This window comes from Streptomyces sp. NPDC005728, from assembly GCF_040630895.1.
Taxonomy (GTDB): Bacteria; Actinomycetota; Actinomycetes; order Streptomycetales; family Streptomycetaceae; genus Streptomyces.
In genome coordinates, this window is sequence record NZ_JBEXYL010000060.1 from 28,231 (window position 1) to 50,164 (window position 21,934).

The window sequence follows — 21,934 nt, forward strand, 5'->3', positions numbered from 1 at the left end:
ATGGCCGACGAGAACACTCCAGTCACCCCTGAAGAGGGCGGCGACGCGATCGTGCGCATCGAGCCCGTCGGGCTCGAGACGGAGATGCAGCGCTCGTACCTGGACTACGCGATGTCCGTCATCGTGTCCCGTGCGCTGCCCGACGTCCGGGACGGCCTCAAGCCCGTCCACCGCCGCGTTCTGTACGCGATGTACGACGGCGGCTACCGCCCCGAGCGCGGCTTCTACAAGTGCGCCCGTGTCGTCGGCGACGTCATGGGCAACTACCACCCGCACGGCGACTCCTCGATCTACGACGCGCTGGTGCGGCTCGCCCAGCCGTGGTCGATGCGGATGCCGCTGGTGGACTCCAACGGCAACTTCGGCTCTCCGGGCAACGACCCGGCGGCGGCCATGCGCTACACCGAGTGCAAGATGGCGCCGCTGTCGATGGAGATGGTCCGCGACATCGACGAGGAGACCGTCGACTTCACGGACAACTACGACGGCCGCTCCCAGGAGCCGACCGTCCTGCCCGCCCGCTTCCCGAACCTGCTGATCAACGGCTCGGCCGGTATCGCAGTGGGCATGGCCACCAACATCCCGCCGCACAACCTGCGCGAGGTCGCGGCCGGCGCCCAGTGGTACCTGGAGAACCCCGAGGCCACCCACGAGGAGCTTCTTGATGCGCTCATCGAGCGCATCAAGGGCCCGGACTTCCCGACCGGCGCGCTCGTCGTCGGCCGCAAGGGCATCGAGGAGGCGTACCGCACGGGCCGCGGCTCGATCACCATGCGCGCGGTCGTCGAGGTCGAGGAGATCCAGAACCGCCAGTGCCTGGTGGTCACGGAGCTGCCGTACCAGACGAACCCCGACAACCTCGCGCAGAAGATCGCCGACCTGGTGAAGGACGGCAAGATCGGCGGCATCGCCGACGTCCGCGACGAGACGTCGTCCCGCACCGGTCAGCGTCTCGTCATCGTGCTCAAGAGGGACGCGGTCGCCAAGGTCGTCCTGAACAACCTCTACAAGCACACGGATCTGCAGTCGAACTTCGGCGCCAACATGCTGGCGCTGGTGGACGGCGTGCCGCGCACGCTGTCGCTGGACGCGTTCATCCGCCACTGGGTGACGCACCAGATCGAGGTCATCGTCCGCCGGACCCGCTTCCGGCTGCGCAAGGCCGAGGAGCGCGCCCACATCCTGCGCGGTCTGCTGAAGGCCCTGGACGCCATCGACGAGGTCATCGCGCTGATCCGGGCCAGTGACACGGTCGAGATCGCGCGTACGGGCCTGATGGACCTCCTGGAGATCGACGAGATCCAGGCCAACGCCATCCTCGAGATGCAGCTGCGGCGGCTCGCCGCCCTGGAGCGGCAGAAGATCGTCCAGGAGCACGACGAACTGCAGGCGAAGATCACCGAGTACAACGCGATCCTGGCCTCGCCGGTCCGCCAGCGCGGGATCGTCAGCGAGGAGCTGACCGCGCTCGTCGAGAAGTACGGCGACGACCGCAAGACCATGCTGGTGCCCTACGACGGTGACATGTCCATCGAGGACCTGATCGCCGAGGAGGACATCGTCGTCACCGTCTCGCGCGGCGGCTACGTCAAGCGGACGAAGACGGACGACTACCGGGCGCAGAAGCGCGGCGGCAAGGGCGTACGGGGTACGAAGCTGAAGGAAGACGACATCGTCGACCACTTCTTCGTCTCCACCACGCACCACTGGCTGCTGTTCTTCACCAACAAGGGCCGGGTGTACCGGGCGAAGGCGTACGAGCTGCCGGACGCCGGCCGGGACGCGCGCGGGCAGCACGTGGCGAACCTGCTGGCCTTCCAGCCGGACGAGGCGATCGCCGAGATCCTCGCGATCCGTGACTACGAGGCGGCGCCGTACCTGGTGCTGGCCACGAAGGCCGGTCTGGTCAAGAAGACGCCTCTGAAGGATTACGATTCGCCCCGCTCCGGTGGTGTGATCGCGATCAACCTGCGCGAGCGCGAGGACGGTTCCGATGACGAGCTGATCGGCGCCGAACTGGTCTCGGCCGACGACGATCTCCTTCTGATCAGCAAGAAGGCTCAGTCGATCAGGTTCACCGCCTCGGACGACACTCTGCGCCCGATGGGCCGTGCCACCTCCGGTGTCAAGGGGATGAGTTTCCGCGAGGGCGACGAACTCCTCTCGATGAATGTTGTTCGACCCGGTACGTTCGTGTTCACTGCGACGGACGGCGGGTACGCCAAGCGGACCGGCGTCGACGAGTACCGCGTCCAGGGTCGCGGCGGCCTCGGCATCAAGGCCGCCAAGATCGTGGAGGACCGCGGCTCACTCGTCGGCGCGCTGATTGTCGAGGAGAACGACGAGATCCTCGCCATCAGCCTGTCCGGCGGTGTGATTCGTACGCGAGTCAACGAGGTCAGGGAGACGGGCCGTGACACCATGGGCGTCCAGCTGATCAACCTGGGCAAGCGCGATGCCGTGGTCGGTATCGCACGTAACGCCGAGGCGGGGCGCGAGGCGGAGGAAGTCGACGGCGACGTGGCCGTGGACGAGACCGCCGAGGGTGCCGCGACCACCGGCACGGACGAGGGTGAGGCGCCCTCGGCCGAGTAGCACGAGGAGAGAGTCATCGTGAGCGGAGCCACGGGCGCCGGATCGGCCGGTACCTCGACGGGTACGGAAACGGACGGCGGCGGCCGTGGCTCCGCCGCGCGTGCGGCGGACCCGCACACGACCCAACTGCGCAAGATCGAGGCCGGCCCGGCCGACTCGTCCTCGCCCGACACGCATGGATCCCAGGGGGGAACTGTGACGGACACCCGAGGCTCGCAGACCCAGCCGGGCCCGGCCGAGGGGCAGCAGGCGTCCCCGCTGCCCGGCGAGCGCCGCTCCGAGCAGTCTGCCGGGCCCTACCATCCGCCGCAGGCCTATCCGGCGCAGGCTCCGGCCGGCGCCGTACGGCGGCCGCGTACGGGTGCGAAGACCGCGCCGCGGACCCGTAAGGCCCGGCTGCGCGTCGCCAAGGCCGACCCGTGGTCGGTCATGAAGGTCAGCTTCCTGCTCTCCATCGCGCTCGGCATCTGCACGATCGTCGCCTCGGCGGTCCTGTGGATGGTCATGGACGCGATGGGCGTGTTCTCGACGGTCGGTGGCACGATCTCGGAGGCGACCGGTTCCAACGAGGCGAACGGCTTCGACCTGCAGGCCTTCCTCTCCCTTCCACACGTGCTGACGTTCGCGTCGATCATCGCGGTGATCGACGTCGTCCTCGCGACGGCGCTGGCCACCCTCGGCGCGTTCATCTACAACCTGTCCGCGGGTTTCGTCGGCGGCATCGAGCTGACGCTGGCCGAGGACGAGTGACGCCACCTGCCGGGCTCTCCTGACAGCCCCCCGACAACCGATTTTGGGACTGCCCCCCTCGTGCGCTAATCTTCAGGAGTCAGCGCGCGGGACACACCGCAGAGCGCGGCGGGGCTATAGCTCAGTTGGTTAGAGCGCATCCCTGATAAGGATGAGGCCACAGGTTCAAATCCTGTTAGCCCCACCAGTACAAAGACCCTCAGTCGGTAGCGGCTGGGGGTTTTTGGCATCCGCAGCTGACAGCGGCGGCATCGGGCGCGCCGTGCAACCTTCCTCCCAGGTCACGAGTCTCCACGCTGTACGTTCTGCCCGCACAGCGTGAAAGGTCCCCGTGCACCGGAAGAGTCTCCTTGCCGCCCGGACAGGTGGTGCCCTGTCCGCCGTCGTCCTCGGCAGCCTGCTGGTCGCCGTCCCGCAGGCGGCAGCCGCCGACGTCACCTGCTCGGCCGACGTCTACAAGAGGACGTTCTACAAGAACACCTCGTTCTCCGGCTCCCCGGTGCGGACCGACTGCGACAGCGCCATCAGCCAGAGCTGGTCCGGGAGCCCGGTCTCCGGGGTGCCGTCGGACAACTTCGGTGTCCGCTGGTCGGTGACGCGCGACTTCGGCTCCGGCGGGCCCTTCTCGTTCACCGCCTCCGCCACCGACGGCGTCCGCGTCTACCTGGACGGCGCCCGCAAGATCGACCTGTGGAAGGGCACCGGTGACACGGCCCGCTCCAAGAGCGTCAACCTCACCGTCCCCTCCGGCAGGCACACCCTCCGCGTCGACCACGTGAACTGGAGCGGCGCCGCGAAAGTCGCGTACACGTACACGCCCCGGACGTCGGCCGCGTACGACAGGACGAAGCCGTTCGCCCCCACCGGTGTGAGGACCGCGTACAACACCACGACCCGCAGGACGACCGTCTCCTGGACCGCCAACAAGGAGATGGACCTGGCGAACTACTCCCTCTACCGGCGGCCCGTCGGCTCCGGGACCTGGACGAAGGTCGCCACGACCACCGCCCGCAGTTTCACCGACCCCCTCGTGAACCCCGACGACCGCACCCCCTACTACTACGAGGTCCGGGCCAAGGACAAGGCGGGCAACACCTCGTCGGGCAGCACGGACACCGTCGTGCGCCCGCTGCCCGTGGTGACCGAGCTGACGGGCACGTACGACAAGGCGACCGGCAAGGTCAGCCTGAAGTGGCCCCTCAACACCGAGCCGCACTTCGACCACTACACGGTCCTGAGCAACGACAAGGTGGACGGCTACTGGGTCTGGGTCCCGCTCGGCACCACCAAGGGCAACACCTGGACCACCGGGCCGGTCGTCGCCGACGGCGAGTGGGGCCACTACCGCGTCCTCGTCACCAACGACGGCGGCACCACCACCTACAACCCGAACCGGCTCGACGCCACCGCCACCAATGAGGTCTGGCTCGAAATCCCCGACGGCATCGGCCCCTACTACGCCCCCGACCTGACCCTGGGCTCCTGCACGGGCGGCATCCGGGCGACCGCCAGCGACAGCACGCCGGCCCCGATCCGTGACTTCACCGGCTTCGAGATCGAGCGCCGTGAGGTGGGGACGAGCACCTGGTCGGTCGTCCTGCACCAGGGATACGACCCGCGCCTCGACCCCGCCACGGCCAGCGTCTGCGACCCGCTGCCCGCCGAGGGGCGTACCCATGAGTACCGGGCGCGTACCTATGACGCCGCCGGGAACTACTCGCCCTACAGCGAGATCCGCTGACGCCCGCTGCGCGGCCCTGGCACTGGCGCAGCTCGGGTTCACGGCACGAAAAAAGGCCCGACCGCTGGCGACGGGGGATGCACCAGCGATCGGGCTATGGCCAAGGGTAACAAGGTTGTGGGGTCTTCGGGAGGCAACAGGCCTGATGGTTTGGGGAGTTGGCTGATCTTGATCGGTCAGTCGGCGCACGGAGGGTCGTACGAGAGGCGGGGGAGGTACTCGTGCCACCGTTGCGGGGTCAGGACTCCCCTGGTCACGGCGCAGATGTGCCGGATGGCCTCGTCCGCGTCCAGACGCCACAGGCGGATCGTGTCGGAGCCGCTCGACACCCCGAGCACATGGCTGTTGGGGCTGAAGGACAGGAAACTGCCCGTCTTCGCGTAGGGGCTCATCGACTGGCCGATGGGCGAGGCCGAGGACGGGTCGGTGACGTTCCACAGCCGGACCGTGCTGTCATTGCCGCCGCTCGCCAGGGTCTGGCCGGATTCGTTGAACGTCAGTGACGTCACCGCCTCGGTGTGGCCGGTGAGCGGGGAGCCCAGCGCGCTCGCCGAGGACGGGTCGGTGACGTTCCACAGCCGTACGGTGTCGTCGTCGCTGCCGCTGGCCAGTGTGTGGCCGTCCGGGCTGAAGGCGAGCGCGTTGACCGGGCCGGAGTGTTCCGGGAGCGGGCGGCCGGTGCGGGTGGGACGGGCGGGGTCGGTGACGTTCCACAGCCGGATGGTGCTGTCCGCGCTGCCGCTGGCGAGCGTGCGCCCGTCCGGGCTGAAGGCGAGCGCGTTGACGTAGCCCCGGTGGCCGGCGAGCGGCTTGCCGAGCGGGACGGTACGGGCGGGGTCGGTGACGTTCCACAGCTGGATCGTGCGGTCGTCGTAGGCGGTGGCCAGGGTGCGGCCGTCGGGGCTGTAGGCCATGGAGCCGGGGCCCGAGAAGCGGGTGCGCAGGGTGAGGTGCGGCCTGGCCAGGACCGGATGGGCCGGGTCGGTGACGTTCCACAGGTACAGCTCCCGGTACCTGGTCCGTACGGCGAGGGTGCGGCCGTCTGGGGAGAACACCATCGTGCGCTGGTTTCCGTCCGCGGGCATGAACGGTGTACTCAGGGACACGGGCCGGCCGGGAGCCGACACGTTCCACAGCCGGATCCGGCCGTCGCGTGCGGCCGTGGCGAGGACCTTCCCGTCCGGGCGGAACGCCCCGTTGCGGCCGGTCATGTCCAGCGTCGGGATCGACCACAGGCGGACCTTGCTGTCACCGCTGCCGGTGGCGAGGGTGCGTCCGTCGGGGCTGAACCCCAAGGCGTACATCTCGCCGCTGCTGCCCGCCAGCGGCTCGCCGACCTGCGAAGGGGACGCCGGATCGCCGACGCTCCACAGGCTCGCCGTGCTGTCCGCGCTGGCCGCGGCGAGCCGGGCGCCGTCAGGGCTGAAGGCCACGGACCAGATGGGGCCGGTGTGCCCGGTCAGCGGCGAGCCGATCGGTGCCGCGTGCGCGGGATCGGCCGTGTTCCACAGCCGGATGGTGTCGTCCGCACTGCCGCTGGCGAGGGTACGGCCGTCGGGGCTGAAGGCCACCGAGTGCACGATGTCCGTGTGGCCGGTGAGCACCGTGGGCAGCGGCTCGGGGTGCCGGGGATCGGCCGTGTTCCACAGCCGGATGACGGCGTCGTCGCTGCCCGCCGCGAGCGTGCGCCCGTCCGGGCTGAACGCCACACAGCGCACCGCCGCCGAGTGGCCGGTCAGGGGCTTGCCGATCGGTGCCGCGTGCGCGGGCTCGGACACGTTCCACAGGCGCACCGTGTGGTCCTCGCCCGCAGAGGCCAGCGTGCGGCCGTCCGGGCTGAAGGCGACCAGGTAGATCGTGCCCTTGTGGCCGGTCAGGGGCTTGCCGACGGGGGACGGGTGAGCGGGGTCGCGCACGTTCCACAGCCGGATCGTGCCGTCGTCGCCGGCGCTGGCCAGGGTGTGCCCGTCCGGGCTGAAGACCGCGCTGCTCACCCAGCTCGCGTGGCCGGTGAGGGGCTTGCCGAGCGGCTCGGGGCGGTTCCGGTCGGCCACGTTCCACAGGCGGACGGTCCGGTCGTAGCTGGCCGTGGCCAGGGTCTTGCCGTCGGGGCTGAAGGAGGTGAGATAGACGGCGCCGGTGTGGCCGAGCAGAGGGGTGGCCAGCGGCGCGTTCACGACCGAGATCAGCCTGCTGTACGTCCCCTCGTCGTCCGGCCGCAGATCGTGGGCCACCAGGTCGAGCTGGGCGGCCAGCGAGGGATCCGTCTGCTGGACGCGGTCCGCTTCGGCGAGCACCTGTTCGAAGACGGCGTCGTCCCGCTGCTGCCACGCCACCACCGCCGAACCGGCGGCGAGCACGGCGAGCACGACCAGCGCGGCCACGGCGGAGCGGCTGATCAGGACCGTGCGCTTGCGCAGCCGGACCGAGGCGGCCAGGAACTGCACCGCGCTGCGGGTCAGATAGGTGTCCCCGGCGGACTTCGCCCAGCTGCGGGCCTGGTCCAGGCGGGAGCCGCGGTAGAGCAGCGAGCTGTCCCGGTCCGAGGCCTCCCAGGCGCGGCCGTCCTCCTCCAGCTGCTGGCGGAGCAGATGGTCGTTGCGGTCCTCGTCGATCCAGTGGCGCAGCCGCGGCCAGGCGTGGAGCAGCGCCTCATGGGTGATCTCCACGGTCTCCGCGTCCAGCGTCACCAGCCGGGCGCGCACCAGCGCCTCCAGTGACTCCTCCGTCTTGCCGGGGTCCGCCGACTCCTGCGCCAACTGGCGTCGCGTCCCGCGCCGGCGGGTGGCCTGGGTGTCCTCGCCGAGCCGGACGAGCCGCAGCAGGAGCAGCCGGGCGGCCGACCGGGCGGCGGGGTCGAGGCTGGACCAGGCGCGCTCGGCGGTCGCCGCCACCGCGCCCTGGATGCCGCCGGCCGCGCGGAATCCGGCCAGCGTCAGGCGTCCCGCCTTACGGCGCTGCCAGGTGGCGAGCAGGGCGTGGGAGAGGAGGGGGAGCACGCCGGCGTCGTGTGCTCCGCGCGGGCCGTCGGCGCTCACTTCCCGCACGATCAGTTCGGCCAGGCCCGGCTCCAGCTCCAGTCCGACGGCCTTGGCGGGGCCGGTCACGGCCTCGCGCAGCTCGGCGGTGGTCAGCGGCCCGAGCACCATGTGCCGGTGCTGGAGCGCGTCGGCCAGCTCCGGGTAGACCAGGCACTGCTCGTAGAAGTCGGCGCGGATGCCGAGGACCACGAGGACGGGGCCGGGTCCGGGCGCGTCCGCGGACGGGGTGCAGGCGGCGTGCAGGAACTGGAGGAAGGTGCGGCGGTCGGCCTCGTCGGGGCAGAGAGTGAACGTCTCTTCGAACTGGTCGACGATGATGACCGCGTGCGGGGGTGCGCTGCTGTCCTGACTGGTACCGACGGCACCGGCACTGACGGCTCCGGCACTGACGGCACCGGCACCGACGGCATCGGAGGGCGCGTCGCCGTTCCTCTCGGCAGCCGAGGGCGCGCCCGAGGCGGTGTCCGAGGAGGCTCTCGACGGAGCGTCAGGGGACCTCACCCCGTGCGCCCATGCCGTGACCGCCTCCCGTACCGCGCGGACGAAGTGCGGGGCGTCGGACCCGGGCACGGCCGGGTTCCCGGCCGCCTCCGCCTCGGCCGTGCGTGCCTCGGCGGCCAGGGTGGCGAGTTCCGGTATGCGGCGGGTCAGCTCGCCGAGCGGATCGGCGCCCGGCACGAGCTGGAGCACCGTGCTCGGCCCGTCGCCGCCGTCCCCGAGTACGCCGTCCTGCAGCGCGGGCACCAGACCGGCGTTCAGCAAGGACGACTTCCCGGCGCCCGAGGCGCCGACGAGCATGATCAGCCCGCCCGTCTTCTCCGCCGCGCGCAGTTGGGCCACGAGCGCGTCCGTACTCCGCTCCCGGCCGAAGAACCACCGGGCGTCCTCCTGGCGGTAGGGCGCCAGTCCCCGGTAGGGGCACACGCCGCCGACGACGGGCGGCTCCTGGGCCGGTGGCCGCCGGTCCTCCTCCACGGGTGACGCGGGGCGGTCGCCGGCCGGGTCGGCCAGCGCGCGCTCCCACAGCCGCTGCCACTGGGCGAGGTCGTACAGGCCGGCGGAGACCGGAACGGGCCGGGCACGCCGCGCCTCGGGGATCAGGATCTGCAGGACGGCGGCGAGGGCAGCGAACTGGGCCGGTACGTTCCTGGCCCGCCGCCAGTCGCTGATGCGCTGGGAGGACACCCGCACGGGCCGCCCGCGCTCGTCCACCCGCTGCATCCGTACGACCGCTTCGGACACGCTCTTGAGGGGAGGGTTGCCTGCCTCCTTGTACAGCAGGGCGAGCCGCTCGGCGAAGGCTGTGCGTGTCCCTGAGTCGGAACCCAAGGTCCCACCCCTTACTCCCCCCGTATCTGGACGTCCGGACCGGAAAACTCACCCTATACGGCTGACCTGCGACAAAGCCCTGGTCCGGAGACCGGAACCTCCTCGTCAGGGACGACAAATGGCAGGATCACGACCCGGTAGCCGCATCATCACACACCGTCCGGACAGGCCACCGGCTCAGCGTTCGGAGACACCGTCCAAGGCGCCGCATGTTCTCGGTCAACTTTCCGCCGGGGCGCCGGAGACATCTGACGACACCACAGACATCGCGGACACGAACGACATCGGGTACTTCGGTACTTCGGTCCGTGCCGACAGGCCGACGCGGCACGGGTCGACGCCACCCGCTCCGTCCGGCACCGGTCCCCACGAGGGGAGGGACCGGTGCCGGACGGGCCGGTGCTGGTAGGCGGGTGCAGGTGAACGTGCCGGGGGCCGGGCAGGCCCTAGGCGATCCAGCCCGCTGTGTGGGCGGCGGTGACCGCGCGTCGTTCGGCCTCGTCGGCCGTGGCGTTCAGGGCCGCGTCCCGGCCCGGCGCCCTCCCGCCCGCTGCGTCCGCCGCAGCCCGGGAGGCGGCCAGCGCGGCGCGCAGGGCCGAGGCGGCTCCTTCGCCGGCGTCCTGTGCCGCCGCCACCTGTGCCGCCAGTGCGGCCGCGGCTGCGGCGTTCCGGGCGCAGCGGGCGTCCGCCGCGGGATCCGGTGCGCTCGCGGCCAGGGCCTCGATCGACCCGGCCGACAGCCGCAGCGCGCCCGCGGCCCTGCCGACGGGGCTCGTCGGTACGGGCTGGGCGGCGTCCTCGGTGATGCCGGCCTGGCGGCAGGTGGCAGCGGCGCGGTCGTACGCACTGCGTGCGCGGTCGGCGTGGACCCTTCTGAGGGCCGCAGCCGACGCAACTGATGCGGCCGACGCCGCGGTTCCTGGTACTGCCTCTTCGACTCCGCTCATCTTCGGTCTCCCTCCGCCGGGACGGCACCGCATCCGCGGGCGCGGGCAGGGTGTCACGCCGGCCGCGAAGAGGCCAGAAGTGCGCGGGAACGCGGTCGTGCGGCCGGACGGAGGGGTGCGGTCCGCCCTGGAAAACTGACGGACCGTCAGTTATGGTCGGCCCGCCGGCTGTTCCCGAAGGGGTGAGTGCCATGGTGAAGCGTCCCGACTGTCCGCAACCTCCTGGTAGTCCGCGCTGGGTCGCGATGTTCTACCAGCCGTCCCGGGCCGCGTGGCGGGTGGGCGCGGAGTCCCCCGACCGGACCCCCGTGCTGTACGCGGTGGGAGACATGGCCCAGACGGTCCGCGCACGCGGGGACGACGTGACGGTCGCCCTGTGGGGCCCGCAGGACGGAGCCTGGCACCGGTTCGACGCGCCGGCCGCCACACCGTCCGCGCCCGCGCCCGAACCGTCCCCGCAGCGCCCCGAGGAGCCGGTCAGGCTCGCCGAGCGCATGTCGGACCGCCGGCACCAGGTGCTCATGGCCGGCCTGAGCAAGGCGGGTCTGTACGACCTCTCTCCCGAGGACGCGGAGACGGTGCGGGCGCTGGTCGACCGGCTCGACGAGCCCACGGTCCGCCGGGTCGCCCACTGGCTCTCCGCCGCAGGCCGGCCGCAGAGCGGCTAGGAAGCACCGGTTCGCCGTGCGGCACGCCGGGCAGTGGCGTCCTGGAAGTCACCTATGGCTGGAGGACGCATGAAGGTCTCCGTCGACCGTGGCGTGTGCTACGGCTCTGCCGAGTGCGCGCACCGGGCTCCGTCCGTGTTCGCGTTCGAGGACGGGTACGGCGTCGTCCGGCCCGGCCGGGAAACGGCCGGGGACGATCCCCAGGTGCGCGAAGCGGCCGAGAAGTGCCCCTCGCAGGCCGTCGTGATCAGCGAATGACGCAAGGGCCGTCCCCCGCCGGGTAGGTCCACGCGAACTCCGCAAGCGCCCGTGCCCTGGCCTCCACCACGGCCATGCGCGCCTGCCGCTCGGCCGGATCGACGTGCGAGGCCTGTCCGGTCGCCTGCCCCTCCCACTTCCGGTACAGAAGCCCCACCTCCGCGGAGAACCACCCGCGGCTGACCGCGTTCAGCGCCAGCAGCAGTCCCGTGTCCTCGGAGGCCGGCAGGGCCATCCAGCCGCCCAGGGCCGTCAGCAGGTCCCGGCGGACGAACAGCGTCGCCGGATGGACCGGGGCCCGGAACCCGTTGTCCTTCCAGAAACCGAGGACGGCCCCGCGCTCGATCGGGCCGTCGTCCGGGTCGCCGGGGAAGCCGGCCGTGGAGCCGTCGGGCAGCAGATCCAGGACCCGGGAGGTGGTCCAGCCGAGGGTGGGGTCCGCCTCCAGCACGGCCAGGTCGCGGGCGAGCGTGCCGGGCGGGAGCTGGTCGTCGGCGTCCAGGACCTTCACGTAGGTGCCGTCGGCGTGGGCCAGCGCGATGGTGCGGGCGATGCCGGGCCCGCCGGAGCGGCCCTGACGGAAGCTCACCCGCTCGTCGTCCGGAACGTACGGGCGGACCTCGTCCGTGCCGCCGTCCTCCTGGATCACCCAGTTCCACTCCCAGCCGTCCGGAAGCCACTGCTCGCGCAGGGACTTGTGGGCCTCGGGCAGAAAGCGGGCGGAGGGGGCGTGGACAGCGGTGACTACGGTGATGCGCCGGGGCACGGCGGCATTCACCACCTTTCCAGACGAGTGGTGAAGAACAGTTCCGTACGGTCGCCGGGCAGTACGACATCGGAGACGTCCACGATCCGGCCGCGGGTGTCGTACGACGTCTTGCGGACCAGGATCACCGCCGTCCCGGCCGGCAGCTCCAGTTCCCGGGTCTCCTGCGGCGTCGGCGGACGCGCGCTGACGCGTTCCTCGACGCGGTCGATCTCGATGCCCACGGTGGAGAGCTGGTGGTGGGTGCCGCCGGGCCAGGGCTCCCTGGACACGTCCAGGAGGTCGGGGTTGGCCGCCGCGAGGGCGTGCGGGAGATACGAGGTGACGAGGCTGAAGGGGGCCGTCTCCGCCGCGTACCGCGTCCGGTAGCTGCGTTCGAGGAGCGCCGTCCCCTCGCATACCCCGAAGGCCTCGGCCAGCTCCCCGGGTGCCTCGATGGTGCGGTAGCGCGCGGAGAAGACGAGGTCGTCCGGCAGCAGGCCGGTGTCCCGTTCCGTGGCGCCGGTCGCGGCCCGGACGGCCGGGGGCCGGCGGGCGCGGTCCTTCTCCCACTGGTGCCGGCCGCTGTCGCGCACCACCCGGGCGCGCGGACGCCGTACGTGCGTGTCGCGTCCGTGCTGCCTCTCGTCCGCGATCTCCTCGTAGGCCCTGGGCACCCGTCCAGGCTACGACTCCCGACAGGGACCCGACGACTCGGCGGCCGGGCCCGTGAACAGCGCAAGACCCCCGGCCGGGCCCGGCCGGGGGTCTGTCCGTGTCGACTGGTGCGTACGCAAGTCGCCGTGATGTCGAAACGTCTGCGGTGCTGCGTGTGCTGCCGTGGCTCAGCAGTCGAGGGGGGCGCTGGACTGGTTCGCCGGGTCCGTCTCGGCTTCGGTCTCGTCCAGGGGGCGGTGCCGGCAGCGGGGGGACTTTCCGTGGGCCTCGGCCCTGATGCGTTGCTTCATCGTGGGGGGCAGTGACCTGCCATGGGACCAGGCCCAGTGGCTCATCGCCGGGATCGCCGGCACCGTCCGGTGCTCGGTGGTGCCCTGCGGGCTCTCCGCCTGCGGTGCGGCCGCCGCGGTGGTCGCGGTGACGAGTCCGAGCGCCGTGCACAGCGCGAGGAAGGCGGTGACGACGACGGTCCACAGCTTCATGACCTTGTTCTGGGTCATGGCCCCTCACTTTCGGGTTGGGCGATTTGCGTACTTTGCTCATGATGTGTATGGGGATCGCGAAGTGGGGGACCGACGCCCGTGGCGCGTCGATGTTCCGATGAACACCACCCGTATGGGCGCATAGAGGTCAGAAAGCCCCCAAAATCAGGTGAGGGCGAGCGAAGGGGGAGCAAATTAACCGTGCGTGGAGGTGTGATCACCCTCCGATCGCAACGGTGCCGGCCCGGCCTATTGCGCTGTCGAGGGCGGGAGTTGGGGCCCTGCGCAGGTCACCGATCGGTATCGGTCGGTGTGTATAGTCGGGCGCCAGAGGTCCCCTACGTCAAGGAAAGACGAGGTCGCGCGGTGAAGAAGCTGCTCCTGGTCGCACTGGCCGCCATCGGCGGTCTCCTCGTGTACCGCCAGATCCAGGCGGATCGCGCCGAGCAGGACCTGTGGACGGAGGCCACTGACTCCGTGCCCACGGGTTCGTGAGTACCGATCCAGAATCTGATCAGACCCCGGCCGCCTGTGCGGTCGGGGTTTTGTGTTGTCCGGGGTCCCGTTCGGGTGCGGGGGCAGGTCTCGTGTTGCCGGTCCTCGACAGGTGGTGTACGCGTCTCCCGGCGGTGTCGCGCGGATGACTCCGGGCGGTACGGGCGTTTCGGACGGCCGTACGGATTCCCCGGATGGCGCAGGGACCCTCGGGGCAGGATGGGCCACGGCCGGATGCGCGGGTGCGGAGCGACTGGGGGTGGCAGGTGCGCGGGCGAGGGCGTACGACGTGGTGGCGGGGCGGCCGGCCGGCGGGTGTCGGAGCCCGGGCCGTGGTCGTGACCGCCGTGCTGTGCGCCGTGGCCGCCCTGCCGGGCGGGATCGCGGCCGCCGGTGAGCAAGGGACGTACGCCGGCGGTGCGCAGGGGGCGTCCGCGGGGACGTACGGCTTCGCTCCGGAGGACCGGCTGGTCACGGGCACGTCGGGCACCGCCGGCGCCCCGCGGCTGGAGCCCGGCCGGACCTACCGCAGCTCCCTCCCCGAGAACGGCAAGATCCACTACCGTCTCGACCTCTCCGCGACGGCCACGGCGTACGTCCCCGTCACCGCCGTACCCCCCGCCGACGCCACCGTCTTCTCCACCGACGGCATCAGCGTCTCCGTCCAGGACGCGAGCGGCAGCTCCTGCTCCTACGCCGCCGCACGCATCGGCGCCGCCCTCAGCCCCCGTCCGGTCACGGCCCTGGGGCAGCGCGACGCCGGGCGGACGTCCTGCCGGGGGGCGGGGACGTACTACGTCGAGGTGGAACGCCTCGACTCCGGGGGATCCGAGGCCTCCGACGACTCCGCTACGGCGGACTCGGCGCAGCGCTGGGACCTGGAGATCAAGCCCGCCACCGAACCGCGCGTGGCGAAGGCCGGGCCCACCACCGCGCCCCAGGCCTGGGACTCCGCCTCCCCCGCGCCCCTCGTCGGCGACCCGCACGAGCGGACCGGCGGCTCCGGCTTCGCCCGGGCCCGCCCGCTGGACCAAGGGGTCTGGCGGACCGGCGTCGCACCCGGCCAGACCCTCTTCTACGAGGTCCCGGTCGACTGGGGCCGCCGGCTGCACGCCGTCGCCGAACTGGGCAGCTCTGCGAGCGGCCACGGCTACGTCGGCGGCGCCGTGAACCTGTCCCTCTACAACCCGGTCCGCGGGTACGTCGACGACGTCTCCCTCGGTTACGCCGGCACCCGGAAGTCCGCCGCCCTCGACCCGCTGCCGCCCGTGGAGTACGCCAACCGGTACGCCGTTCCCAGCGGGGAGAACGCGGTGCGCTTCGCCGGGAACTACTACCTGGTCGTGCACCTCAGCGAGCAGATGAGCGGCACGTTCGGGCCGGGGCCGTTCGAGGTGACGCTGCGGGTACGGGTCGGCGGGCAGGCGCACGGCGGACCCGGGTACGCCGGGCAGTCCGAGCCGGACGACGTCTTCACGGTCACTCGGCAGGACCGGGAGGCGGCGGTGCAGGGGAGCTACGGGGGCGGTGGCGCCGGGATGAAGGTGCTCGCGGCCGGCGGGATCGGCGCCGGGACCGCACTGCTGCTGGTGCTGGGCGTGTGGACGGTGGCGGCCCGGCGGACTCGCACGTAGGACCGCACGGCTCCTGCGCGGGGTCGGACGCGGCTCACAGCCGGGTCAGCGCCCAGAAGCCCACGGCGTAGCAGGCCAGGGCCAGCAGCAGGATCGGGATCACCGCCTTGGCCGGGGGGCCGGGGCGGCGGATCGCCCTGCGGGCCCGGCGGCCGTGTGCGGGGGCCCGTTCCCTCAGGTGCACGAGATCGGGAACCTGAGGGTCCCGAGCGGTGTACGAGGCAGTAGAGGCATCGACGCGCGGCGGCGCTTGCGGAACGGGGAGCGGAGGGGCCGCGGGGGCGAGTTGCCGGGGTGCGTACGGCTGGGGGGAGGACGGGGGAGGCGTGGGCGCGTACGGCGGGGGGCTCGGGGTCGGCTGTGGGGGCGGGAGGTGGAAGCTTCCGGTGTCCGACATCGAGGCCGGCCCCGCTGCGCTCCCTGTGCTCGCGGTGCTCCCTGTGTTTCCTGTGCTCCCTGTGCCGTCGGAGCCGGAGTCGGCGCTGTCCGTCGCCTGCCGTGCTTCCCGTACCCGTATCCCGGAGGCGCGCTCGAGCGGGCCGCCCGGTCCGAACCCGGGTGGCAGCGGGCCGAGTTGGTCGAAGATCTCGATCAGCTCGTCGTCCGGGCCGGGTTCCGGCAGCAGTTCCGTCGCGGAGGCGAGCGCCTTGCGGGCTCCCGTGGCGGTGCGGAAGCGGGCCGCCGGGTCGGGCTGGAGCAGGGTGGCGACGACCTGCCAGAGCGGCTCGGGGACACCCTTGGGCGGTCCCGGTGTCCCGTGCTCCATGAAGTACTGCACGAGCGCCTTGGCGTCGGGCTTGGCACCCTCGAGGAGATAGAGGGCGACCAGCCCCACGGCGAACAGGTCGGCGGGGTAGTCCGGTTCGGCGCCCAGCATCTGCTCGGGTGCCAGATAACCGGGCGTGCCCACCACGAGGTTGGTCTCCGTCAGCCGCGGCTCGCCGAACCGCATGGCGATGCCGAAGTCGGACAGCCGCAGCCGCGGCCGGCCGGTGCCGGTGGCTTCGAGCAGCACGTTGGCGGGCTTGATGTCGCGGTGGACGACACCTTCCGCGTGCACCGCGCCGAGACCCGACAGGAGTTGGTCGAGCAGGGTGCACACGAACGCCGGTGGCAGCGGGCCGTAGTCGCCGACGAGGTGGACCAGCGAGCCGCCCCCGACCAGGTCCATGGTGAACAGGACCTTGTCGTCGTCGGCGGCCCAGCTGGCCGGGGCGAGGACATGGGGGTGGTCGATGCGCAGGGCCTGTTCCCGTACGAAGCGCAGCAGCGAGTGGGCGTCGCGCTGCTGGAGCACCTTGGCGGCCACATAGCGCCGACGCCGGTGGTCCCAGGCACGCCAGACGGCACCCACGCCGCCACGCCCGATCGGGTCGGCCAGCTCGTACCGGCCGGCGAAGACCTCACCCATGACAGTCCGCCGCTCCTCCCCCAGCCCCTCGTTTCCCCCTGATGAGCGATACACACCCGTGCCGCCCGCCGCCCCCCGGCAGCGGGCCGCCCTCGCGCTGCGAACCCTGTGCCGGGCCAGGCCCCCGGACCCCCTCCAGGAGCCGGGCCCCAGGGGTCAGTTCTGGTGGGACTGGTAGTGCGCGACGGCGTCGGAGGTGCGGCCGGCGCCGTAGACCCGGAGGAACTCTGCCAGTTCGGGGTGGGTCGGGGCGAGGGTGTCGGCGGCATCGATGATGTCGCCGGCCGCCGCCACCGAGCGCAGCAGCGACTGGATCTCGCGCACCACGCGCTTGACCGTCGGTGCTCCCGAACTGCTCGTCGTCTGCGTGGTGTTGCTGAGCACGGATCCCCCCTGAGACTTCTTGATCTCGTCCATGCGGTCCGTCGCCTCGGCCGCGCTGACGCTGCCGTCCGCGACCTGGGCCGCCAGGTCCTGCAGCAGCTGTACCCGCTGGACCACCGCGGGATTACCGATCTTGGCGCGCTGGCCGCTCATCAGCTGCGACAGCATCGGAGCCGACAGGCCCAGCACCGCCGCGAGACGGGCCTGGTTGAGCCCGAGATCGTCGATGAGCTTACGGAAGAGCGCCCCCAACGGCTCTCCGTACCAGTTCCGCTGAAGCTCCCGCGCTCTCGCGGTGGCCTCCTGCTGTGCGGCGTCCATTGCGTCTCCCCATCGCTTCCCCTGAAAACCGCGGTTCGCTGTAGCGAACCACGTCGAGCATCTTACGGAGAGTGGTCATCCGGGGGGACCCCCAATCTTTTTGCGGGATACGGGGGGTGACCCGGTACTCTGGTCTACGGCGCCGCCGGAATGCGACATCTCCGGCCGACGCTTCCCTTTCCGGGGCCTTAGCTCAGTTGGTAGAGCGCCGTCTTTGCATGGCGGATGTCAGGGGTTCGACTCCCCTAGGCTCCACAGTGAAGCCCCTCTGACCTGCGGAAACGTGGTTTGGAGGGGCTTTTTGGTGCGTCCACTTCCGTGCACTCTGGTCTCTGGGCCTTTCCGTTGCAGGCTGAGCCGGCGCCGGGGTGCCTCTGGGGGACTGGCGTGGATTCGGCAGGTCCGGGCCCACCCGTAGGTTCAGGGAGGCACCTCGCCGTCCGGATGCGGTGGTGTACCGCGCGGACACCATCGACGTCACGCCGACGCGTCCCGGGCATGTGCTGCTGGTCCGGTCAAGGGCGGATACGCCGTGTCAACGTCTGCGTCGTCGTGCCGTCCGATCGGGGCGGGGGACGCACGGGACTAGCGGGTCCTCCGGGTGTTCCACGAGGGCAGTTGCTCGAAGAAGGCCACGGCTTCCTCACGCCAGTGCCGGCGCCAGGACGCGGCTTCGGCGGAGGCGGCTTCGGCGTACCGGTCGATGGCCGATTGCAGATGGTTGTGCACTTCGTGGCGGTAGGCGATATCGCGGATACGGTCGATGGTCCGCGGTGTGCAGTCGGGACTCCCGAGAGCGGACTTGACGGTGTTGTGCTCGTCCGCGTCAGTAGCGGCAAGCAGCTCGCGGACCAGGTAGGTGAGGCGGCCGGCCCGCAGGTCGGCGCCGACGGGCTTGCCGGTGATGTCCGGGTCGCCGAAGAGGTCGAGGTAGTCGTCGCGCATCTGGCCGCTGATGCCGGCCAGAGTGGCGTAGCGGCGCAGGCTTTCCTCGTGCTCGGCCAGGTCCTCGCCCGCGGCCAGCAGGCCGAGGCGCAGGGGGGCGAGGATGGAGTAGCGGGTCGTCTTGTACTCGCACACGGTCTCCAGCAGGCTCTCATCGGCTGAGGAGGTGACGTCGCGTTCGATGTCGAGGATCTGGCCGATGACGGTATCCGTCGTCACGCCGAGTTGGACGTCGATCATGGCCTGCTTGCGATCGGCGGGAAGCTCTGCCTGGAGCAGCACGCGCAGGGCCAGGAAACCGGCGAGATCACCGGCCATCATGGCCAGTCCCATCGCGGCCTGCGGGTTCTCCGGGAGGTCTTCGCGGTACGCGTAGTACGTCGAGAGGCCACCGCGGCGCAAGGGTGAGTCGTCGATGATGTCGTCAAGGATGAGCGCGTGGCTGTGGAGCAGCTCAAGACTCAGTGCGGCCTCCAGCAGCCCCGGTACCTCCTCCTCCGTGACGAGGTGTGCCGCCTCGTGGAGCAGGGCGATCCGTATCCGCTTCCCGCCGCGCAGCGACAACTCCGCCAGCAGTTCCAGGCACCGGGGAGGGAAGCGGCCCAGCCGCGAGCCGTCGAGGTCACCGGCGAGTTCGGCGAAGTACTTCTCGAAGGACGAAACGAATCGCTGCTGGTGACCGGAGGCACGCTCCAAGGCGCTGAGGGCATTGCTGTTCATCTGCGTTCGGGCCGGCCTTCCTTGATGGATGTCGGTGGTCAGCCTGCCATCGCCATGGAACGTGCTGCGACTGCCGCCAGTGGCGAGCGAGGTGGTGGTCGAGGTCAGGCTTGTGGCGCGGGATCGCCAGAGGCTCTCCTCACGCTCTACGCGCCCCCGGTCCGCGCCAGGCGCGTCTCGGCTGATCTCCGGAGCACCCCGGTCACCCGACACGCAGCATCCATCCTCCGGTCAGCATCTGCTTCTACTGGCGCCGGGGACGGCCGCCCCTTCCCTCGCGTACTCCCTTCAAGGAAAGCGAAAGCGGGCATCGCCCTGCCCCATGGCACGTCGCTGTTCAACCCGGGTCATGCCCCAAGCACCCCCGTGCCGCCCTGTGAAGAGAGCCGCACCGACCGCCGTCAGCCCCCGGCGGCCGGTCCCGGTCGGGTGGGGACACCGATGACCGAGGCGGTGAAGTGCGCCAGTTGTTCGCGCAGTTCCTCGCGGGGCACGTCCTTCTCGCCGGCGAGGTGAGCGACGAGGTCGGCCCGGGTGGCGGCGAGCAGTGCGTGGGCGGTGAAGTCGGCGAAGCCGGTGCCGGCCGTCCCCGGGATCCGCTCCAGGAGGTCGCGGAGCAGAGCGTGCCAGCGCTCGTAGTGTCCGGCCTGGTAGGGGCTGAGCGTGCCGGTCTGCTCCAGGGCCAGGGCGAGGTGGCGGTTGTCGAGCTTGAAGCACAGGACGGCGTCGAGCAGGGCCGGCACGCGCTTCGGGGGCGGGGTGGTCGGCCCCAGGGGCGGTGGACCGTGCTCGACGGCGTTCCTGACCGGTTCGAGCCGTGCCTCGTACAGCGCGCGGATCAGCCCCGTGCGATCTCCGAAGGCGCGGAAGAGGGTTGCCTTGCCGACGCCGGCCGCGGTCGCGATATCGGCCATGGTGACGCTCTCGGGGCTCTCGCACTCGGCGAAGAGCGTGTCGGCGGCCGCGAAGACGGCCGCTCGGTTACGTGTCGCGTCCTTGCGCGGTCTGCGCTCGGTCATGTGGCTCCTCCCTTGCGATCCGGACCCGCGGTCCGTATCGTCCATCAAAACGGACTGCGGGTCCGTATCGTACGGGACGGAGAAACCCATGCCCACGTACACATCACCGGAAGAGCTCTACCGTCACAGCCTCCGCCTGCTGCTCGACGGGGACATTCCCGCCTGGGTCGGCCTGTGGGCCGAGGACGGCGTCATGGAGTTCCCCTTCGCGCCCCCGGGCTGGCCCGAGCGGCTGAACGGCCGGGAGGCCGTCGCCGCCTATATGCGCGACTACCCCGCTCACATCGACCTGCACGACTTCCCCGACCTGCGGATCCACCGGACAACCGGCCCGGAGACCATCGTGGTCGAGATGCGCGGCGTGGGCCGGCTGGTCAGGACCGGTGCCCCCTTCGACATGACCTACATCGCCGTCGTGTCCGTCAGGGACGGGCACTTCGCCACCTACCGGGACTACTGGAACCCCCTCGCGGTCCAGGAGCCCGGCCTGCGCTTCACCGGGAGCGGCCTGCGATGACCGGCACCGGTACCACCCTGGTCATCGGGGCCACCGGCACCACCGGCAGCCGGACCGTCGCCGGGCTGATCGCCGCCGGCCACCGCGTCAGGGCCGCGAGCCGCCGGGCCGCCCGCCTCCCGGGCGCGGAACCCGTCCGCTTCGACTGGTACGACCCGGCCACCTTCGGCGACGCCCTCGACGGAGCCGAACGTGTCTATCTCGTCCCGCCGGTCGGTGATCCGGACCCGGCCGCGGTCATGCTGCCCTTCCTCCACCAGGCCCGCGCCGCGGGCGTACGCCGCGCTGTACTCCTCAGCTCCTCCGCCATCCCCGAAGGGGGCCCGGGGGCGGGAACGGTGCACCGGGTCCTGCCCGGTCTGTTCGAGCAGTGGGCGGTGCTGCGGCCCTCCTGGTTCATGCAGAACTTCACCGGCGGCCACGCCCACGCGGTCAGTATCCGCGACGACGGCGTCATCCTGACCGCCGCCGGCACCGGCCGGGTCGGATTCGTCGACGCCGACGACATCGCCGCCGTGGCCGTACACGTCCTGACCGACGACCGCCCGCCCGGGACGGACCTGGTCCTGACCGGACCGGAGACACTCAGCCACGACGACATCGCCACGATCGTCACGCAGGTCACCGGCCGCCCCGTGGCCCACCACCACCTGACCTACGAAGGCATGCGCGACCGCCTGGCCGCGGTGCTGCCGGTGGAGTTCGCCACGATGCTGGCCGGCATGGACCGCGCCATCGCCGACGGGGCCGAGGACCGCACCACCGACACCGTCCTGCGCATCACGGGCCGCCCGCCGCGCAGCTTCCGCGCGGTCGCCGAGCGGGAGTTGGCAGGAGGCGGATGAAGTACGCCCCCTGGACGACCACTTCAGGACTCCGCGCAGCAGCCGCACTTTCGCCCGGGTGACAGGATGAGGCCTGTGCGTCGTGCGGGCCAGTGGTTGAACTCACCACTAGTGCCGTTGTCGGTGTGGCCCGGCCACCCCCCTCGTGCGCGCGGACACCCCCGGGACGAACGCCGTTCACCCGGAGTGGACCACTCGCCGGTGCCGGAGCGACCGTTCGGGACGGCGGGTAGGGGGCCCGTGCACCTCCTGTGCGGAGCCCCGGAGGGGGCATGGTTGATGTGAGCGGCATGGAGCCGCCACGGCAACTGGGGGAGTTTCTGTGATCATTCCATTCGGTGAGGGCGGATCCACGCGCAAGACGCGGGAGGCATTTCCGCCCCGGCGGCGACAAGCGGCCGACGACCCG

The 21,934-nt window shown here is 71.3% G+C and carries 18 protein-coding genes, 2 tRNA genes and 1 pseudogene; 12 read left to right on the plus strand and 9 right to left on the minus strand.

The window, feature by feature from the left end:
* From gyrA to ABZ471_RS31785, 4 genes are all read left to right on the plus strand, one after another.
* The gene (gyrA, locus tag ABZ471_RS31770) at window positions 1-2,595 is read left to right on the plus strand and encodes a DNA gyrase subunit A (protein ID WP_359071241.1); all 2,595 of its coding nucleotides are present in this window, start codon (window positions 1-3) and stop codon (window positions 2,593-2,595) included.
* A gap of 18 nt (window positions 2,596-2,613) precedes the next feature.
* A complete protein-coding gene (locus ABZ471_RS31775; RefSeq protein WP_359071243.1) occupies window positions 2,614-3,345 on the plus strand; it encodes a DUF3566 domain-containing protein in 732 nt (243 codons plus the stop codon).
* A 110-nt stretch (window positions 3,346-3,455) separates the two neighbouring features.
* Window positions 3,456-3,532 (plus strand) — tRNA-Ile (locus ABZ471_RS31780).
* A gap of 144 nt (window positions 3,533-3,676) precedes the next feature.
* On the plus strand, window positions 3,677-5,086 hold the full coding sequence (locus ABZ471_RS31785; RefSeq protein ID WP_359071244.1) for a PA14 domain-containing protein: 1,410 nt from the start codon (window positions 3,677-3,679) through the stop codon (window positions 5,084-5,086).
* A 176-nt stretch (window positions 5,087-5,262) separates the two neighbouring features.
* Here the strand turns inward: ABZ471_RS31785 and ABZ471_RS31790 are convergent, their stop codons facing one another.
* Entirely contained in the window at window positions 5,263-9,456 is a 4,194-nt protein-coding gene (locus ABZ471_RS31790) for a hypothetical protein (protein ID WP_359071246.1), read from the minus strand.
* A gap of 446 nt (window positions 9,457-9,902) precedes the next feature.
* Entirely contained in the window at window positions 9,903-10,403 is a 501-nt protein-coding gene (locus ABZ471_RS31795; protein ID WP_359071248.1) for a hypothetical protein, read from the minus strand.
* Between the two features lie 191 nt (window positions 10,404-10,594).
* On the opposite strand from ABZ471_RS31795, the gene ABZ471_RS31800 reads away from it, so the two are divergent.
* Both ABZ471_RS31800 and ABZ471_RS31805 read left to right on the plus strand, forming a co-directional pair.
* Entirely contained in the window at window positions 10,595-11,071 is a 477-nt protein-coding gene (locus ABZ471_RS31800; protein ID WP_359071250.1) for a hypothetical protein, read from the plus strand.
* Between the two features lie 69 nt (window positions 11,072-11,140).
* A complete protein-coding gene (locus ABZ471_RS31805) occupies window positions 11,141-11,329 on the plus strand; it encodes a ferredoxin (protein WP_359071252.1) in 189 nt (62 codons plus the stop codon).
* Here ABZ471_RS31805 and ABZ471_RS31810 read toward each other — a convergent pair.
* The 3 genes from ABZ471_RS31810 to ABZ471_RS31820 form a co-directional block, all read right to left on the minus strand.
* Complete coding sequence (locus ABZ471_RS31810; protein WP_359071254.1) at window positions 11,319-12,095, minus strand: glycosyltransferase family 2 protein; 777 nt, start codon at window positions 12,093-12,095, stop codon at window positions 11,319-11,321. The two genes, ABZ471_RS31805 and ABZ471_RS31810, sit on opposite strands and share 11 nt — an antisense overlap.
* 8 nt (window positions 12,096-12,103) lie before the next feature.
* Window positions 12,104-12,751 carry a UTRA domain-containing protein gene (locus ABZ471_RS31815; protein WP_359071256.1) on the minus strand — a complete coding sequence of 216 codons (648 nt, stop codon included), beginning with the start codon at window positions 12,749-12,751 and terminating at the stop codon, window positions 12,104-12,106.
* Between the two features lie 168 nt (window positions 12,752-12,919).
* On the minus strand, window positions 12,920-13,252 hold the full coding sequence (locus ABZ471_RS31820) for a DUF6344 domain-containing protein (protein ID WP_359071257.1): 333 nt from the start codon (window positions 13,250-13,252) through the stop codon (window positions 12,920-12,922).
* A gap of 348 nt (window positions 13,253-13,600) precedes the next feature.
* Between ABZ471_RS31820 and ABZ471_RS31825 the strand changes: the two genes are divergently transcribed.
* A complete protein-coding gene (locus ABZ471_RS31825) occupies window positions 13,601-13,729 on the plus strand; it encodes a DLW-39 family protein (RefSeq protein ID WP_003999697.1) in 129 nt (42 codons plus the stop codon).
* Window positions 13,730-14,061: 332 nt separating this feature from the next.
* Window positions 14,062-15,363 carry a hypothetical protein gene (locus ABZ471_RS31830; RefSeq protein WP_359071259.1) on the plus strand — a complete coding sequence of 434 codons (1,302 nt, stop codon included), beginning with the start codon at window positions 14,062-14,064 and terminating at the stop codon, window positions 15,361-15,363.
* A 34-nt stretch (window positions 15,364-15,397) separates the two neighbouring features.
* Here ABZ471_RS31830 and ABZ471_RS31835 read toward each other — a convergent pair whose 3' ends face one another.
* Together ABZ471_RS31835 and ABZ471_RS31840 are read right to left on the minus strand one after the other, a co-directional pair.
* Complete coding sequence (locus tag ABZ471_RS31835; RefSeq protein ID WP_359071261.1) at window positions 15,398-16,774, minus strand: serine/threonine-protein kinase; 1,377 nt, start codon at window positions 16,772-16,774, stop codon at window positions 15,398-15,400.
* Between the two features lie 156 nt (window positions 16,775-16,930).
* Complete coding sequence (locus ABZ471_RS31840) at window positions 16,931-17,479, minus strand: DNA-binding protein (RefSeq protein WP_359071263.1); 549 nt, start codon at window positions 17,477-17,479, stop codon at window positions 16,931-16,933.
* A gap of 182 nt (window positions 17,480-17,661) precedes the next feature.
* Between ABZ471_RS31840 and ABZ471_RS31845 the strand changes: the two genes are divergently transcribed.
* Together ABZ471_RS31845 and ABZ471_RS31850 are read left to right on the plus strand one after the other, a co-directional pair.
* A tRNA-Ala gene (locus tag ABZ471_RS31845) sits at window positions 17,662-17,734 on the plus strand.
* Between the two features lie 179 nt (window positions 17,735-17,913).
* A pseudogene (locus ABZ471_RS31850) lies at window positions 17,914-17,991 on the plus strand (Uma2 family endonuclease); the annotation flags it as partial.
* 73 nt (window positions 17,992-18,064) lie between these two features.
* On the opposite strand, the gene ABZ471_RS31855 reads toward ABZ471_RS31850, so the two are convergent.
* Together ABZ471_RS31855 and ABZ471_RS31860 are read right to left on the minus strand one after the other, a co-directional pair.
* Window positions 18,065-19,144 (minus strand): polyprenyl synthetase family protein, encoded by a 1,080-nt coding sequence (locus ABZ471_RS31855; protein ID WP_359071265.1) that lies wholly within the window; start codon window positions 19,142-19,144, stop codon window positions 18,065-18,067.
* Between the two features lie 401 nt (window positions 19,145-19,545).
* A complete protein-coding gene (locus tag ABZ471_RS31860) occupies window positions 19,546-20,163 on the minus strand; it encodes a TetR/AcrR family transcriptional regulator (protein WP_359071267.1) in 618 nt (205 codons plus the stop codon).
* A gap of 88 nt (window positions 20,164-20,251) precedes the next feature.
* On the opposite strand from ABZ471_RS31860, the gene ABZ471_RS31865 reads away from it, so the two are divergent.
* Complete coding sequence (locus ABZ471_RS31865) at window positions 20,252-20,680, plus strand: nuclear transport factor 2 family protein (protein ID WP_359071269.1); 429 nt, start codon at window positions 20,252-20,254, stop codon at window positions 20,678-20,680.
* A complete protein-coding gene (locus ABZ471_RS31870; protein ID WP_359071271.1) occupies window positions 20,677-21,525 on the plus strand; it encodes an NAD(P)H-binding protein in 849 nt (282 codons plus the stop codon). Before ABZ471_RS31865 ends, ABZ471_RS31870 begins: the two co-directional genes overlap by 4 nt.
* Window positions 21,526-21,934 lie beyond the last annotated feature (409 nt).

Excerpts from the sequence above, each read along its gene's own strand:
- ABZ471_RS31800 (WP_359071250.1), top strand. The coding sequence starts at position 10,595 with ATGGTGAAGCGTCCCGACTGTCCGCAACCTCCTGGTAGTCCGCGCTGG.
- gyrA (WP_359071241.1), top strand. The coding sequence starts at position 1 with ATGGCCGACGAGAACACTCCAGTCACCCCTGAAGAGGGCGGCGACGCG.
- ABZ471_RS31795 (WP_359071248.1), bottom strand. The coding sequence starts at position 10,403 with ATGAGCGGAGTCGAAGAGGCAGTACCAGGAACCGCGGCGTCGGCCGCA.
- ABZ471_RS31865 (WP_359071269.1), top strand. The coding sequence starts at position 20,252 with ATGCCCACGTACACATCACCGGAAGAGCTCTACCGTCACAGCCTCCGC.
- ABZ471_RS31855 (WP_359071265.1), bottom strand. The coding sequence starts at position 19,144 with ATGAACAGCAATGCCCTCAGCGCCTTGGAGCGTGCCTCCGGTCACCAG.
- ABZ471_RS31805 (WP_359071252.1), top strand. The coding sequence starts at position 11,141 with ATGAAGGTCTCCGTCGACCGTGGCGTGTGCTACGGCTCTGCCGAGTGC.
- ABZ471_RS31840 (WP_359071263.1), bottom strand. The coding sequence starts at position 17,479 with ATGGACGCCGCACAGCAGGAGGCCACCGCGAGAGCGCGGGAGCTTCAG.
- ABZ471_RS31860 (WP_359071267.1), bottom strand. The coding sequence starts at position 20,163 with ATGACCGAGCGCAGACCGCGCAAGGACGCGACACGTAACCGAGCGGCC.
- ABZ471_RS31835 (WP_359071261.1), bottom strand. The coding sequence starts at position 16,774 with ATGGGTGAGGTCTTCGCCGGCCGGTACGAGCTGGCCGACCCGATCGGG.
- ABZ471_RS31820 (WP_359071257.1), bottom strand. The coding sequence starts at position 13,252 with ATGACCCAGAACAAGGTCATGAAGCTGTGGACCGTCGTCGTCACCGCC.
- ABZ471_RS31870 (WP_359071271.1), top strand. The coding sequence starts at position 20,677 with ATGACCGGCACCGGTACCACCCTGGTCATCGGGGCCACCGGCACCACC.